Origin of the sequence: Tardiphaga sp. 768_D3_N2_1 (assembly GCF_052076105.1) — a bacterium.
GTDB lineage: Bacteria > Pseudomonadota > Alphaproteobacteria > Rhizobiales > Xanthobacteraceae > Tardiphaga.
Map to the genome: position 1 here is coordinate 2959765 of NZ_CP197245.1, position 12593 is coordinate 2972357.

The window sequence follows — 12593 nt, forward strand, 5'->3', positions numbered from 1 at the left end:
CTCATCACCTGCGGAGCAATTCGCGGGGCGTGTCGGATTTTGTCTTCTACAGGGGTACTCCATGTCTTTCACGACACACAAAATCCTGGGCACGCTCGGCGTGATCGGCGCGCTGGGCGCAGGCCCGGCGCATGCACAGTCATCGAATGACGAGATCGCAGCATTGAAGGCGCAGCTCCGCGCGCTGGAAAAGAAGCTCGATAACGTTCAGAAACAGGCGAACACCACGCAGAAGCAGACGGAATCGGTCAAGCAGAACTTCGCGAATGCCAACGCGGCCATGCACAAGAAGGCCGTGCCGTTCATCGATGCGACCCTGACGATGCCAGGCAACCGTCCGACCTTCTGCACCAGCGACGGTCTGAACTGCATCGCCATCACCGGCCGTCTGCACCTCGACACCGCCGCCTACTCGTTCTCGCCCAAGTCGGCCGGCACCAGCCCGCAGAGCGTCAATGACGGCATCAATGCTCGTCGCGCCCGCCTCGGCCTGATCGGCACCTTCAACAAGGATTGGGAATACGGCGTGATTGTCGACGCCGGCGGCACCACCGATGGCGATGTCACCCTCAACAACGCTTATGTCGCCTATAAGGGCGTCAAGGGCCTGTTGATCCAGGGTGGTTACATCGACGTCCCCTATACGCTGGACGAAGCAACCAGCTCGAACAACATCATGTTCATGGAACGCGCAGCTTCGCAGGTTCTCGCGACGAACCTTGCCGCAGGCGACAACCGCGCTGCATTCGGTGGTCAGGTCTTCGGCGATCACTACTGGGTCAGTGCTTACGTGACCGGTCCGACCACGGGCCTGAACGTCAATCACAGCCAGCCGCAGCCGCTCGGCGCCACCTTCCGCGCTGTCGGCCTGCCGATGAACAACGAAGTCGGCACGGTCCTCGTCGGCTTCGACGCGCTGTATCTCGCCCAGACCGGTGGTGTGACCAACAACACGCTCGGCATGTCCGATCGTATCGAAGTTCGTGTCGATCCTGCGACCAACGCATTGCTCAACACCGGCACCATGAACTTCGTGAACAATGCCCGCGTGCTGAGCGGTGAAGCCGCCGTCAAGTTCGGTAGCTTCATGGCGTCGGGTGAATACTTCGACTACAATATCCAGCGCAGCAACGGTCTGTCCGACCTGAGCTTCAACGGCGGCTACGGTCAGGCCAGCTATGTCATCACCGGCGAACAGCACAAATACAGCACCTCGGCTGGTGCGTTCGGCGGCATCAACCCGGCCCGCCCGGTCAACTTCGCGACCGGCGATCTCGGCGCGTGGGAACTCGCGGTGCGCTACAGCTACGCCAGCCTGAATGACGGCGTCATTCGCGGCGGCGAGTTGAAGAACACCACGGTCGGCGTGAACTGGTATGTGAACCAGAACATGCGCTTCATGTTCAACTGGATCCACGGCACCGTCGACAAATTCGCCGTCAACAGCAACGTGAACACCGGCGCCGACTACGACGTCTTTGCGATGCGCACCCAGGTGGCCTTCTAAGCGCAACCTTTCAGGCGCAGAACGCTTCTGTAATTCTCCAAGGTTCGGGGCTGAATGCCCACGGCCCCACAACGAACAAAGGCGGCGCTTCGGCGCCGCCTTTCCTCGTTTGCGAAGCGTATGTTTACGCAATGGTCTGGACGATCCCGCCTTCCGCACGCAGCGCCGCGCCGTTGGTCACCGATGCCTCCTTCGACGAGACGTAAACCACCATATTGGCGATCTCATCGACCGTGGCAAAGCGCTGGATCAGCGACGTCGAGCGATGCTGCTTGACGAAATTGGAAGCCGCCTCCTCGACTGATTGTCCGTTCTGCCTGGCGAGATCCTTGACGAAAGTCTCGACGCCTTCCGACATGGTCGGTCCGGGAAGCACGGAGTTGACCGTCACCGCGGTGCCCTTGGTCAGTTCGGCCAGGCCGCGCGAGATCGCGAGCTGCGCAGTCTTCGTCATGCCGTAGTGAATCATCTCGCCGGGAATATTCAGTCCGGACTCCGATGAGATGAAAACGATGCGGCCCCAGTTGCGCTTCAGCATGCCCTGCATATAGGCGCGCGAGAGCCGCACGCCGGACATTACATTGACCTCGTAGAAGCGCGTCCAGTCTTCGTCCGGGATGTCAAAGAAGCCCTTGGGCTCGAAGATGCCGGCATTGTTGATGAGGATATCGACGTCTGGCAGCGCACTCACCAGCGCCTTGCAGCCAGCTGCTGTGGAGACATCCGCAGCAACGCCCTTCACTTTCGCGCCGGGCACGGCCTTGGCAATCGCTGCAATCGCAGCGTCTACCTTGGCCTGGCTGCGGCCATTGATGACGACCTCTGCCCCAGTTGCTGCCAGCCCTTTGGCGATGGCGTGGCCGATGCCCGCAGTGGAGCCTGTCACCAACGCCGTCTTCCCCGTCAGATCGATTTTCATATCCGTGCTCCGTTTGAATGACGGAGCTGATATCGGAATGCGGATTGAAAGATGCAACTGCATCCAAACGGCGAAAGCACAACAAAAAAGCGGCGCACGAGGCGCCGCTTTTCCAAAACTCTGATGTGAGGTGGCTTACGCCGCTTCGGACGCGCCCTGCACCGGACCCGAATCCTTGCCCTTGGCGTCTTCGTCGCGATCGACGAATTCGATCAGCGCCATCGGGGCGTTGTCGCCGTAGCGGAAGCCGGCCTTGATGATGCGGGTGTAGCCGCCCTGACGATCCGCGTAGCGCTTGGCCAGCACGTCGAACAGCTTGCGGACCTGATCCTGGTCGCGCATCTCGCTGATGGCCTGGCGACGCTTGTCGAGGCCGCCCTTCTTGCCGAGGGTGACGAGCTTCTCCACGATCGGGCGGAGCTCCTTGGCCTTCGGAAGCGTGGTGATGATCTGCTCGTGCTTGATCAGCGACGCGCACATGTTGGCGAACATCGCCTTGCGATGTTCTGCGGTGCGGTTGAGCTTACGATGAACCTTGCCGTGACGCATTGAAGTAATCCTTGATTTCAGTTTGCCGCGACGGTTCGTCGGACATCATGTTACAGGTGGGCTACCTGCGTTCGCCCAAGGCGTCGGCCGGGCATGTCACCCGGCCATCGCCAATCGTTTGCTTAGTAGTGGTCTTCGAAGCGCTTGGCCAGTTCGTCGATATTCTCCGGCGGCCAACCGGGCACTTCCATGCCGAGGTGCAGACCCATCTGGGCGAGCACTTCCTTGATTTCGTTCAGCGACTTGCGGCCGAAGTTCGGAGTGCGGAGCATTTCTGCTTCCGACTTCTGAACGAGGTCGCCGATGTAAACGATGTTGTCGTTCTTCAGGCAGTTTGCCGAACGCACCGAGAGCTCGAGCTCGTCGACCTTCTTGAGGAAAGCCGGGTTGAAAGCGAGATCCGGGATGACTTCCTGAGCAACTTCCTTGCGGGGCTCTTCGAAGTTCACGAATACGTTGAGCTGGTCCTGCAGGATGCGCGCGGCATAAGCGACCGCGTCATCCGGCGTCAGCGCGCCGTTGGTCTCGATGGTCATCGTCAGCTTGTCGTAATCGAGGATCTGGCCCTCACGGGTGTTTTCGACCTTGTACGACACCTTGCGAACCGGCGAGTACAGGCTGTCGATCGGGATCAGGCCGATCGGCGCGTCTTCCGGACGGTTGTGCTCGGCAGCGACATAACCCTTGCCGCCGGCAACGGTGAATTCCATGCGGATCTCGGCGCCCTCGTCGAGGGTGCAGATCTGCAGGTCGGGATTGAGAACGGTCACGTCGCCGACAGTCTGAATGTCGCCGGCGGTCACGACGCCCGGGCCCTGCTTCTTCACGACCATGCGCTTCGGGCCTTCGCCCAGCATCTTGATCGAGATGTCCTTCACGTTCAGCACGATGTCGGTGACGTCTTCACGCACGCCGGCGATCGAGGAGAATTCGTGCAACACGCCGTCGATGTGCACCGACTGCACGGCAGCGCCCTGCAGCGAGGACAGCAGGATGCGGCGAAGTGCGTTACCGAGGGTCTGACCGAAACCACGCTCGAGCGGTTCGGCAACCAGGGTCGCAAAACGGGAAGGATCGCTGCCAGGGGTTACCTGCAGCTTGTTCGGCCGGATAAGTTCTTGCCAATTTTTCTGGATCGTCACTGTGTCACCCATGCCATCAAACTCACTGGCGTTGGAGATCGCGGATCAGTCCGCGTAAGTAGCATCGCAAAAGCGATCGCGGGCAGCCGAGCCACCCGCGATCGAAAAGTATTAAACGCGCCGACGCTTGCGCGGGCGGCAACCATTGTGCGGGATCGAGGTCACGTCGCGGATCGAGGTGACCGTGAAGCCCGCGGCCTGCAGAGCGCGGAGAGCCGATTCACGACCCGAACCCGGACCGCCGACTTCGACTTCCAGCGTGCGCATGCCGTGTTCCTGCGCCTTCTTCGACACGTCTTCAGCGGCAACCTGCGCTGCATACGGGGTCGACTTGCGCGACCCCTTGAAGCCCATCGTGCCAGCCGACGACCAGGCAATCGTGTTGCCCTGCGCGTCGGTGATGGTGATGGTCGTGTTGTTGAACGACGAATTCACGTGCGCGATGCCCGATGCAATGTTCTTGCGCTCGCGGCGGCGAATACGTCCGGCTTCCTTTGCCATCTCTAACCTTTCTGAGGATCTCAACGCCGCCGTAATGCCAGCGGCTACACCAAAAAAATAATTGCAGAAGCGGATGGCTATCCGCTTCCGCAAACTCGTATTCGAAAGCTTACTTCTTCTTGCCGGCGATCGACTTGGCCGGCCCCTTGCGGGTGCGCGCATTGGTATGCGTGCGCTGGCCACGAACCGGCAGACCGCGACGATGACGCAGGCCGCGATAGCAGCCGAGGTCCATCAGACGCTTGATGTTCATGCCCGTCTCACGACGGAGATCGCCCTCGACCAGATAGTCACGGTCGATGACTTCGCGGATCTGCAGAACTTCCGCGTCGCTGAGCTGATTGACGCGACGTTCCGGAGTGATCTTTACCTTCTCGATGATATCGGCTGCGTTCTTCTGGCCGATGCCATGAATGTACTGCAGCGCGATCAGCACGCGCTTGTTGGTCGGGATGTTTACACCGGCGATACGGGCCACAACTTCTCTCCTGTCACCAGTCCATCACGAACCGGTATTATCATCATTTGTCGGGCGGGCATTCACAAACGCGAACACGACGCCCGTCCCCTGGATTTCAGTGGGGCCCGGCATCGTTGGAATCTTCCGACTGGATGAGGGCCTTATTAAAGTATTCGACTTCGTTTCGTCAACCTGCTCTAGCGTTTGGCGCGCTTTTTGCCGGCCTTCTTGGCCACTTTACCGGCCTTCTTGGCTGGCTTTTTGGCCGACTTGCTGGTTTTGGCCTTTGAAGCGGATTTTACAGCCTTTTTGGCCGCTTTTACCGCCTTTTTGACCGTTTTCTTGACAGTCTTCTTCACGGCCTTCTTGGCCGCCTTTGCCTTCTTGGCGGCCTTTACCGGCGCCTTCTTGGCCTTCTTCACTGCCTTCGCGGCTTTTTTGGCCGATTTGGCTGCCTTCTTGGCCGGAGCAGATCCACGCTTGGCCGCAGCTGCCTTCTTGGCGGGCTTGCGGGCCGGCTTCTTCGCCGACTCATCGGCAGCGAGAATCGCTGCCAGCACGCGGTTGATCTCAGCCGTCACCTCTTCAATGGTCATCATGCCATCGATGGTCACCAGCTTCCGCTTTTCCGAATAGTAATGGACCAGCGGCTCGGTCGAAGTGCGGTAGCTCGCCAGGCGCTTCGACAGCACTTCCGGCGTATCGTCGATGCGCACGGTCTCGCCGCGCTCCATCATCTGCGCGACACGGGCTTCAACACGCTGCAACAGCGCGCTCTCGTTGACGCGGAGTTCAACGGCGGCATCGAGATGAAGCCCCTTGGACTTCAGCAGTGCATCCAGCGCTTCGGCCTGCGGCACAGTGCGCGGGAAGCCGTCGAGGATGAAGCCATTGGCGGCATCCGGCAGCTCGATGCGATCCGAGATGATCCCGATCACCACGTCATCCGGCACCAGACCGCCAGCGGCCATGATGTCCTTGGCCTTGAGGCCGACTTCGGTCTCGGCGGCCACGGCAGCACGCAGCATGTCACCGGTGGAAAGCTGAACGATATTGTGACGCTCAACAAGACGATGTGCCTGAGTTCCCTTGCCCGCCCCCGGCGGCCCGAGAAGAATCAACCTCATTTGCGCCGGCCCCTCAGCTTCGACTTGCGGATCAAACCTTCATACTGGTGCGCCAGCAGATAGCCCTGCACCTGCGCCACAGTGTCCATGGTGACACTGACCACGATCAGCAGCGACGTGCCGCCGAAATAGAACGGCACCGACGCATAGGAGATCAGGATCTCGGGAATCAAGCAGACCACAGCGAGATAGGCAGCGCCGAGCACGGTGATGCGCGAGAGCACGTAGTCGATGTATTCCGCGGTCCGCTCACCCGGGCGAATGCCTGGGATGAAGCCACCATGCTTCTTCAGATTGTCGGCGGTCTCGGTCGGGTTGAACACGATCGCCGTATAGAAGAACGCGAAGAACACGATCAGCGACACGTAGAAGATCAGGAACAGCGGGCGGCCGTGGCTGAGCTGCGTGGTCAGCCACTGGAACCATTCCGGCCCCTTGCCTGCGTTGAAGCTCGCAATGGTCGCCGGCAGCAGCAGCAGCGACGATGCGAAGATCGGCGGGATGACGCCCGACGTGTTGAGCTTCAGCGGCAGATGCGAGGACTGGCCCTCGAACATCTTGTTGCCGACCTGGCGCTTCGGATACTGGATCAGCAGCCGGCGCTGGGCACGCTCCATGAACACGATGAAGGCGATCACGACGACGGCCATTACGATCACTACCAGGATCAGGCCGGTCGACAGAGCGCCCTGACGACCCAGTTCGAGCATGTTGGCGATCGCCGACGGAAGCTCCGCCACGATGCCGGCCAGAATGATCAGCGAGATGCCGTTGCCGATGCCACGGGACGTGATCTGCTCGCCCAGCCACATCAGGAACATCGTGCCGCCGGTCAGCGTAACCGAGGTCGAGATCAGGAAGAACATGCCGGGTTCGCTGACGACATTGCCGGCGCCCTGCAGGCCCGCCGCAATGGCATAGGACTGGAACGCAGCCAGGATGACAGTCAGGTAACGAGTGTACTGGTTCAGCGTCTTGCGGCCCGCCTCGCCCTCTTTCTTGAGAGCTTCGAGTTGGGACGACACGGTGGTCAGCAGCTGAATGATGATCGATGCCGAGATATACGGCATGATGTTCAGCGCAAAAATCGCCATGCGATTGATGCCGCCGCCCGCGAACATGTTGAACATGCCGAGGATGCCGCCGGCCTGCTGCTTGAACACCTGTTCCCATGCGGCCGGATCGATGCCGGGCAACGGAATATAGGTGCCGAGCCGATAAACAAGCAGCGCACCCAGTGTGAACCAGATGCGCTTCTTCAGTTCATCGGCCTTGCCGAGCGCCGAAAAGTTGAGGTTTGCTGCTAATTGCTCTGCTGCAGAGACCATGTTTGGCTTTCTCCCGCGCCCCTTTCGCCATCATGCCCCGAAAGAGCGGGGCATGCAGCGGAGGCCGGACATTATTTGGTGCTCGGCATTGATAAAATCTACTGCCACGTCACGCAAGGCCGCCCGCAGACGCAGGCGATGCCGCAGATGTTACGCAGCTTCGCCGTCGGCCTTCTTCGGCGCGATGATCTTCACCGAACCGCCGGCCTTCTCGATAGCTGCGATGGCCGTCTTGGTGGCACCGTGCACTTCGATGTTGATCTTGGCCTTGATTTCGCCGCGACCGAGAACGCGCACGCCAGCCTTCGAGCGGCGCAGAACGCCAGCCTTCACCAGCGACTCGGCGTTGATCAGGTCCTTGGCATCGATGGTCTTCGCATCGATCGCGTCCTGGAGACGGTCCAGGTTGATCTCGGCGTAGTCGACGCGGAAGATGTTGTTGAAGCCACGCTTCGGCAGACGACGATGCAACGGCATCTGGCCGCCCTCGAAGCCCTTGATGCGGACGCCCGAACGTGCGGTCTGGCCCTTGCCGCCGCGGCCCGAGGTCTTGCCCTTGCCGGAGCCGATGCCACGGCCGACGCGCATACGCTTCTTACGGGAGCCGGCGTTATCGGCGATATCGCTGAGCTTCATCGTTCTTTTCCCTGTTTCGCCCTGTCTTCCCGAGGCTTACCGGCAAATCCGGACCTCGAAGGTCAACAGTGTCATTCCTGCGGCAACCTGGCGGCCGCAGTGAGACGACGTGAACTTACTTATCCTCGACCACGCGGACGAGGTGCTGCACCTTGGTGATCATGCCGCGAACTTCAGGAGTGTCCTGCAGCTCGCTGACGCGACCGATCTTGTTGAGCTTGAGGCCGATCAGCGTGGAGCGCTGCGAGTGGTGACGGCGGATTGCGCTCGCCACCTGCTCGACCTTGATCATCTTTGCGGCCTTGGCCATCGGATTACTCCAGAAAGAGTTGGTTATTCGGCAACCAGCTCGGCGTCACCGCCAACGCGGCGCGACTGCAGAGTGGAAACCTTGAGATTGCGGCGAGCAGCAACCGAGCGCGGCGAATCCTGATGCTTCAGCGCGTCGAAGGTTGCGCGAACCATGTTGTAGGGATTCGACGAACCGATCGACTTGGCCACCACGTCCTGGATGCCCAGCGTTTCGAACACAGCGCGCATCGGACCGCCGGCGATGATGCCGGTACCAGCCGGAGCTGCACGCAGATACACGCGGCCCGCGCCATGACGGCCGGCGATGTCGTGATGCAGCGTGCGACCTTCGCGCAGAGCGACGCGCGTCAGGTTGCGCTTGGCCGACTCGGTCGCCTTGCGGATCGCTTCCGGAACTTCACGGGCCTTACCGTGACCAAACCCGACCCTGCCCTTCTGATCGCCAATGACGACCAGAGCTGCAAAGCCGAAGCGCTTGCCGCCCTTGACGACCTTCGCCACACGATTGATGTGGACGAGCTTGTCGACGAACTCACTATCACGCTCTTCCCGGGGGCCCCGGTCGCGTCCGCCGCGTTCGCGTTCACCTGCCATGGTGTTTTCCAATCCTTGCGAAGCTTTCGCTTCTAACCCTGTGTCCCGTTCAAATCTGCAACTTGCAAATCAACGAAAGTGAAATCGCTTAGAAGCTGAGCCCGCCTTCGCGAGCTGCATCTGCCAGCGCCTTGACGCGGCCGTGGTACAGATACTGACCACGGTCGAAGACCACTTCCTTGACGCCGTTCTTGACTGCGCGCTCTGCCAGTAACTTGCCGACAGCCTGCGCCGCATCGACGTCCGCGCCGGTCTTGCCGGTTTCGCGCATCGCCTTCTCCAGCGACGACGCGGAAGCGAGCGTCTCGCCCTTCAGGTCGTCGATGACCTGCGCGTAGATGTGCTTCGACGAGCGGAAGATCGACAGCCGCGGACGACCATTGGCAGTCCGGCGCAGCGCCAGACGAACGCGCTGCTTCCGCCGGGCATTCGTAATCTTGAGTTTCGACATGACCGGCTCCGTTACTTCTTCTTGCCTTCCTTGCGGAAGATAAACTCGTCGGAATAACGTACGCCCTTGCCCTTATAGGGCTCCGGCGGACGATAGCTGCGGATCTCCGCGGCTACCTGACCGACGCGCTGCGAGTCGTTGCCGGCGACGTTGATCTCGGTCGGCTTCGGCACCGTGATGGTGATGCCTTCCGGGATCGCGTAAACGACATCGTGGCTGTAACCGAGAGCCAGCTGCAGGTTCTTGCCCTGCAGGGCCGCACGATAACCGACGCCGGTGATCTCGAGCTTCTTCTCGAAACCCTTGGTAACGCCTTCGAGCAGATTCGCGATCTGCGCGCGAGCCGTACCGTACAGTGCACGAGCGCGATTGGTTTCGACGCGAGGAGCAACCTTGATTGCACCCTCTTCCATCTTCACCACCACGTCGTCGTGCACGACGAACTGAAGAGCGCCCTTGGGGCCCTTCATCTTGACGGTCTGGCCTTCGACGGTCGCGGTAACACCCGCGGTCACCGTCACTGGCTTCTTGCCAACTCGTGACATGACTGATCCTTCCTCAGAACACCGTGAAGAGAACTTCGCCGCCCACGTTCGCGTCGCGCGCGTCGTGGTCGGCCATAATTCCCTTGGGCGTCGACAAAACGGAGATACCGAGGCCGTTCTTCACGCGCGGCAGGTTCTTCACCGAGACGTACACACGACGTCCTGGCTTCGAAACACGCTCGATTTCGCGGATGACCGGTTCGCCATCGAAATACTTGAGTTCGATCTCGAGTTCCGAACGGCCCGACGAATGCTCGACGCTGGCGAAGCCACGGATGTAGCCTTCGTTCTTCAGCACTTCGAGCACGTTGGCGCGCATCTTGGAGCCCGGGGTCGAAACCTTGGACTTGGTACGCATCTGCGCATTGCGGATACGGGTGATGAGATCGCTGATTGGATCGTGGGTCGACATGTTCCGCCCCCCTTACCAGCTGGACTTCACGAGCCCGGGAACCAGGCCCTTCGAGCCGAGTTCACGCAGCGCGATACGGCTGAGCTTGTTGATACGATAGACCGAATGCGGACGACCGGTGATTTCGCAACGGTTCATGATCCGAACAGGCGATGAATTGCGCGGAAGCTCGGCGAGCTTCAGCGTTGCGGCGAACCGCTCTTCCATCGGCTTGGTCTTGTCGGCGATGATGGCCTTGAGACGCGCGCGCTTCGGCGCAGCGTTTGCGGACATCTTCTTCCGACGGTTGTTCTTCTCGATCGAACTCTTCTTTGCCATGCTTGGCTCCTGGGTTACCGCGTTTGAGAAGCTTTTCAGCTACTCACTGCCGGAACGGGAAATTGAAAGCGGTCAACAAAGCGCGGGCCTCGTCGTCGGTGCGCGCAGTGGTGCACACCGTGATGTCCATGCCCAGCGGCGTATCCCCGGCCTTGTCGAAATCGATTTCCGGGAAAATGATGTGCTCTTTGAGACCGAGCGAATAGTTGCCACGGCCGTCAAAGCTCTTGCCGTTCAGGCCGCGGAAGTCGCGGACGCGCGGCAGAGCGACGTTCACCAGACGATCGATGAACTCGTACATCTTGGCCTTGCGCAGCGTCACCTTGGCGCCAATCGGCTGGTTTTCACGCAGCTTGAAGGTCGCGATAGCAACGCGCGAATAGGTCACGATGGCCTTCTGACCGGCGATCAGCGACAGGTCGGCAGCGGCGGTTTCGGCCTTCTTGCGGTCGTTGACGGCTTCGCCAACGCCCATGTTCAGGACGATCTTGTCGAGGCGCGGAACCTGCATGACGTTTTCGTAGCCGAACTGTTCAGTCAGCTTGGCACGAATGGTCTTGTCGTATTCGACGCGCAGACGCGGAATGTATGCGGTCTCAGCCATCGATCTCTGCTCCCGAACGCTTGGCGATGCGCACCTTGGTGCCGTCAGCCTGGATCTTGAAACCAACGCGGGTCGGCTTGCCGTCCTTGCCGACGATCGCGATGTTGGACAGTTGGATCGGCGCCTCCTTCGAGATGATGCCGCCTTCCTGTGCCTGGGTCTGCTTCTGGTGACGCTTGACCAGGTTGACGCCGCGAACCAGCGCCTTGCCCTCGGTCGGGCGCACTTCGAACACTTCGCCGGTACGGCCCTTGTCGCGACCGTTCAGCACGATGACCTTGTCACCCTTGCGAATCTTGGCAGCCATTACAGCACCTCCGGCGCAAGCGAGATGATCTTCATGTGGTTTTTGGCGCGCAGCTCACGCGGCACGGGCCCGAAGATACGGGTACCGATCGGCTCGGACTGATTGTTGATCAGCACGGCAGCGTTGCGATCGAAGCGGATGACAGAGCCATCCGGGCGGCGAATGTCCTTGCGGACGCGCACGACGACCGCCTTCATGACGTCGCCCTTCTTCACCTTCCCGCGTGGGATGGCTTCCTTGATCGATACGACAATTACGTCGCCAACGGATGCATAACGGCGCTTGGATCCACCAATCACCTTAATGCACATGACACGGCGTGCGCCTGAATTATCGGCCACGTCGAGGTTGGTCTGCATCTGAATCATTGATGCACCTCGTCCTCTGTTTATGCGCTAATGCGCGATTTTTAGGCAGTCTTCTTCTGTTCGCCCCGGACAACCGTCCAGTGCTTCAGCTTCGACATCGGCTTGCTCTCTTCGATCCACACCATGTCGCCCGGCTTGAACTCGTTGTTCTCGTCGTGGGCATGGTAGTTTTTCGAACGGCGAATGGTCTTCTTGTAGATCGGGTGCGTAAAGCGACGGTCAACGCGAACAACAACCGTCTTGGCTTGCTTGTCGCTGACGACCACGCCCTGCAGAGTACGTTTCGGCATGTTCGGCCCCTTACTTCGACTTACCGTCGCGCTTCTGCGCGGCGATGGTCTTGATTCGTGCAATATCACGACGCGCCTCACGAAGGCGAGAGGTGTTTTCCAACTGCCCGGTGGCGCGCTGGAAGCGCAGGTTGAAACGCTCCTTCTTCAGATTGAGGACGGCGTCGTCCATCTGATCGGGGCTCATTGCGCGGATATCGCTGGTTTTCATTTCGGCCATGGC

General features: G+C 60.2%; 20 protein-coding genes. 1 reads left to right on the forward strand and 19 read right to left on the reverse strand.

The window, feature by feature from the left end:
• The first annotated feature begins 61 nt into the window (after positions 1–61).
• Complete coding sequence (locus tag AB8A27_RS13780; RefSeq protein ID WP_441242386.1) at positions 62–1507, forward strand: porin; 1446 nt, start codon at positions 62–64, stop codon at positions 1505–1507.
• Positions 1508–1631: 124 nt separating this feature from the next.
• Here AB8A27_RS13780 and AB8A27_RS13785 read toward each other — a convergent pair whose 3' ends face one another.
• The 19 genes from AB8A27_RS13785 to rpmC form a co-directional block, all read right to left on the reverse strand.
• Entirely contained in the window at positions 1632–2426 is a 795-nt protein-coding gene (locus tag AB8A27_RS13785; RefSeq protein ID WP_441242387.1) for an SDR family NAD(P)-dependent oxidoreductase, read from the reverse strand.
• 135 nt (positions 2427–2561) lie between these two features.
• Positions 2562–2975, reverse strand: coding sequence for a 50S ribosomal protein L17 (gene rplQ, locus AB8A27_RS13790; RefSeq protein ID WP_092144457.1), 414 nt, complete (start codon positions 2973–2975; stop codon positions 2562–2564).
• 122 nt (positions 2976–3097) lie between these two features.
• Entirely contained in the window at positions 3098–4129 is a 1032-nt protein-coding gene (locus AB8A27_RS13795) for a DNA-directed RNA polymerase subunit alpha (protein WP_115029371.1), read from the reverse strand.
• A gap of 99 nt (positions 4130–4228) precedes the next feature.
• Positions 4229–4618: a 30S ribosomal protein S11 gene (rpsK, locus tag AB8A27_RS13800; RefSeq protein WP_068731453.1), complete on the reverse strand. Its 390-nt coding sequence runs from the start codon at positions 4616–4618 to the stop codon at positions 4229–4231.
• 109 nt (positions 4619–4727) lie between these two features.
• Positions 4728–5096, reverse strand: coding sequence for a 30S ribosomal protein S13 (gene rpsM / locus AB8A27_RS13805; RefSeq protein ID WP_068731455.1), 369 nt, complete (start codon positions 5094–5096; stop codon positions 4728–4730).
• A 179-nt stretch (positions 5097–5275) separates the two neighbouring features.
• Positions 5276–6205, reverse strand: coding sequence for an adenylate kinase (locus AB8A27_RS13810; RefSeq protein ID WP_441242388.1), 930 nt, complete (start codon positions 6203–6205; stop codon positions 5276–5278).
• Positions 6202–7533 carry a preprotein translocase subunit SecY gene (secY, locus tag AB8A27_RS13815; RefSeq protein WP_092144461.1) on the reverse strand — a complete coding sequence of 444 codons (1332 nt, stop codon included), beginning with the start codon at positions 7531–7533 and terminating at the stop codon, positions 6202–6204. The genes AB8A27_RS13810 and secY overlap by 4 nt, the downstream gene beginning before the upstream one ends.
• Before the next feature lie 150 nt (positions 7534–7683).
• Positions 7684–8169 carry a 50S ribosomal protein L15 gene (gene rplO / locus AB8A27_RS13820; protein ID WP_115029375.1) on the reverse strand — a complete coding sequence of 162 codons (486 nt, stop codon included), beginning with the start codon at positions 8167–8169 and terminating at the stop codon, positions 7684–7686.
• Positions 8170–8284: 115 nt separating this feature from the next.
• Positions 8285–8479 carry a 50S ribosomal protein L30 gene (rpmD, locus tag AB8A27_RS13825; RefSeq protein ID WP_068731463.1) on the reverse strand — a complete coding sequence of 65 codons (195 nt, stop codon included), beginning with the start codon at positions 8477–8479 and terminating at the stop codon, positions 8285–8287.
• Between the two features lie 23 nt (positions 8480–8502).
• Entirely contained in the window at positions 8503–9075 is a 573-nt protein-coding gene (rpsE, locus tag AB8A27_RS13830) for a 30S ribosomal protein S5 (RefSeq protein WP_092144465.1), read from the reverse strand.
• Positions 9076–9163: 88 nt separating this feature from the next.
• On the reverse strand, positions 9164–9526 hold the full coding sequence (gene rplR, locus AB8A27_RS13835; RefSeq protein ID WP_115029377.1) for a 50S ribosomal protein L18: 363 nt from the start codon (positions 9524–9526) through the stop codon (positions 9164–9166).
• A gap of 11 nt (positions 9527–9537) precedes the next feature.
• Positions 9538–10071 carry a 50S ribosomal protein L6 gene (rplF, locus tag AB8A27_RS13840; RefSeq protein WP_092144467.1) on the reverse strand — a complete coding sequence of 178 codons (534 nt, stop codon included), beginning with the start codon at positions 10069–10071 and terminating at the stop codon, positions 9538–9540.
• 13 nt (positions 10072–10084) lie between these two features.
• Entirely contained in the window at positions 10085–10483 is a 399-nt protein-coding gene (rpsH, locus tag AB8A27_RS13845; protein WP_089268176.1) for a 30S ribosomal protein S8, read from the reverse strand.
• A gap of 12 nt (positions 10484–10495) precedes the next feature.
• Positions 10496–10801 carry a 30S ribosomal protein S14 gene (rpsN, locus tag AB8A27_RS13850; protein ID WP_089268175.1) on the reverse strand — a complete coding sequence of 102 codons (306 nt, stop codon included), beginning with the start codon at positions 10799–10801 and terminating at the stop codon, positions 10496–10498.
• A 43-nt stretch (positions 10802–10844) separates the two neighbouring features.
• On the reverse strand, positions 10845–11405 hold the full coding sequence (rplE, locus tag AB8A27_RS13855) for a 50S ribosomal protein L5 (RefSeq protein ID WP_441242389.1): 561 nt from the start codon (positions 11403–11405) through the stop codon (positions 10845–10847).
• Positions 11398–11712, reverse strand: a complete 315-nt coding sequence (rplX, locus tag AB8A27_RS13860) for a 50S ribosomal protein L24 (RefSeq protein ID WP_441242390.1) — start codon at positions 11710–11712, stop codon at positions 11398–11400. The genes rplE and rplX overlap by 8 nt, the downstream gene beginning before the upstream one ends.
• Positions 11712–12080: a 50S ribosomal protein L14 gene (gene rplN / locus AB8A27_RS13865; RefSeq protein ID WP_068731479.1), complete on the reverse strand. Its 369-nt coding sequence runs from the start codon at positions 12078–12080 to the stop codon at positions 11712–11714. The genes rplX and rplN overlap by 1 nt, the downstream gene beginning before the upstream one ends.
• Positions 12081–12121: 41 nt before the next feature.
• Positions 12122–12370, reverse strand: coding sequence for a 30S ribosomal protein S17 (gene rpsQ, locus AB8A27_RS13870; protein WP_089268173.1), 249 nt, complete (start codon positions 12368–12370; stop codon positions 12122–12124).
• A 10-nt stretch (positions 12371–12380) separates the two neighbouring features.
• Complete coding sequence (rpmC, locus tag AB8A27_RS13875) at positions 12381–12590, reverse strand: 50S ribosomal protein L29 (protein WP_089268172.1); 210 nt, start codon at positions 12588–12590, stop codon at positions 12381–12383.
• Positions 12591–12593 lie beyond the last annotated feature (3 nt).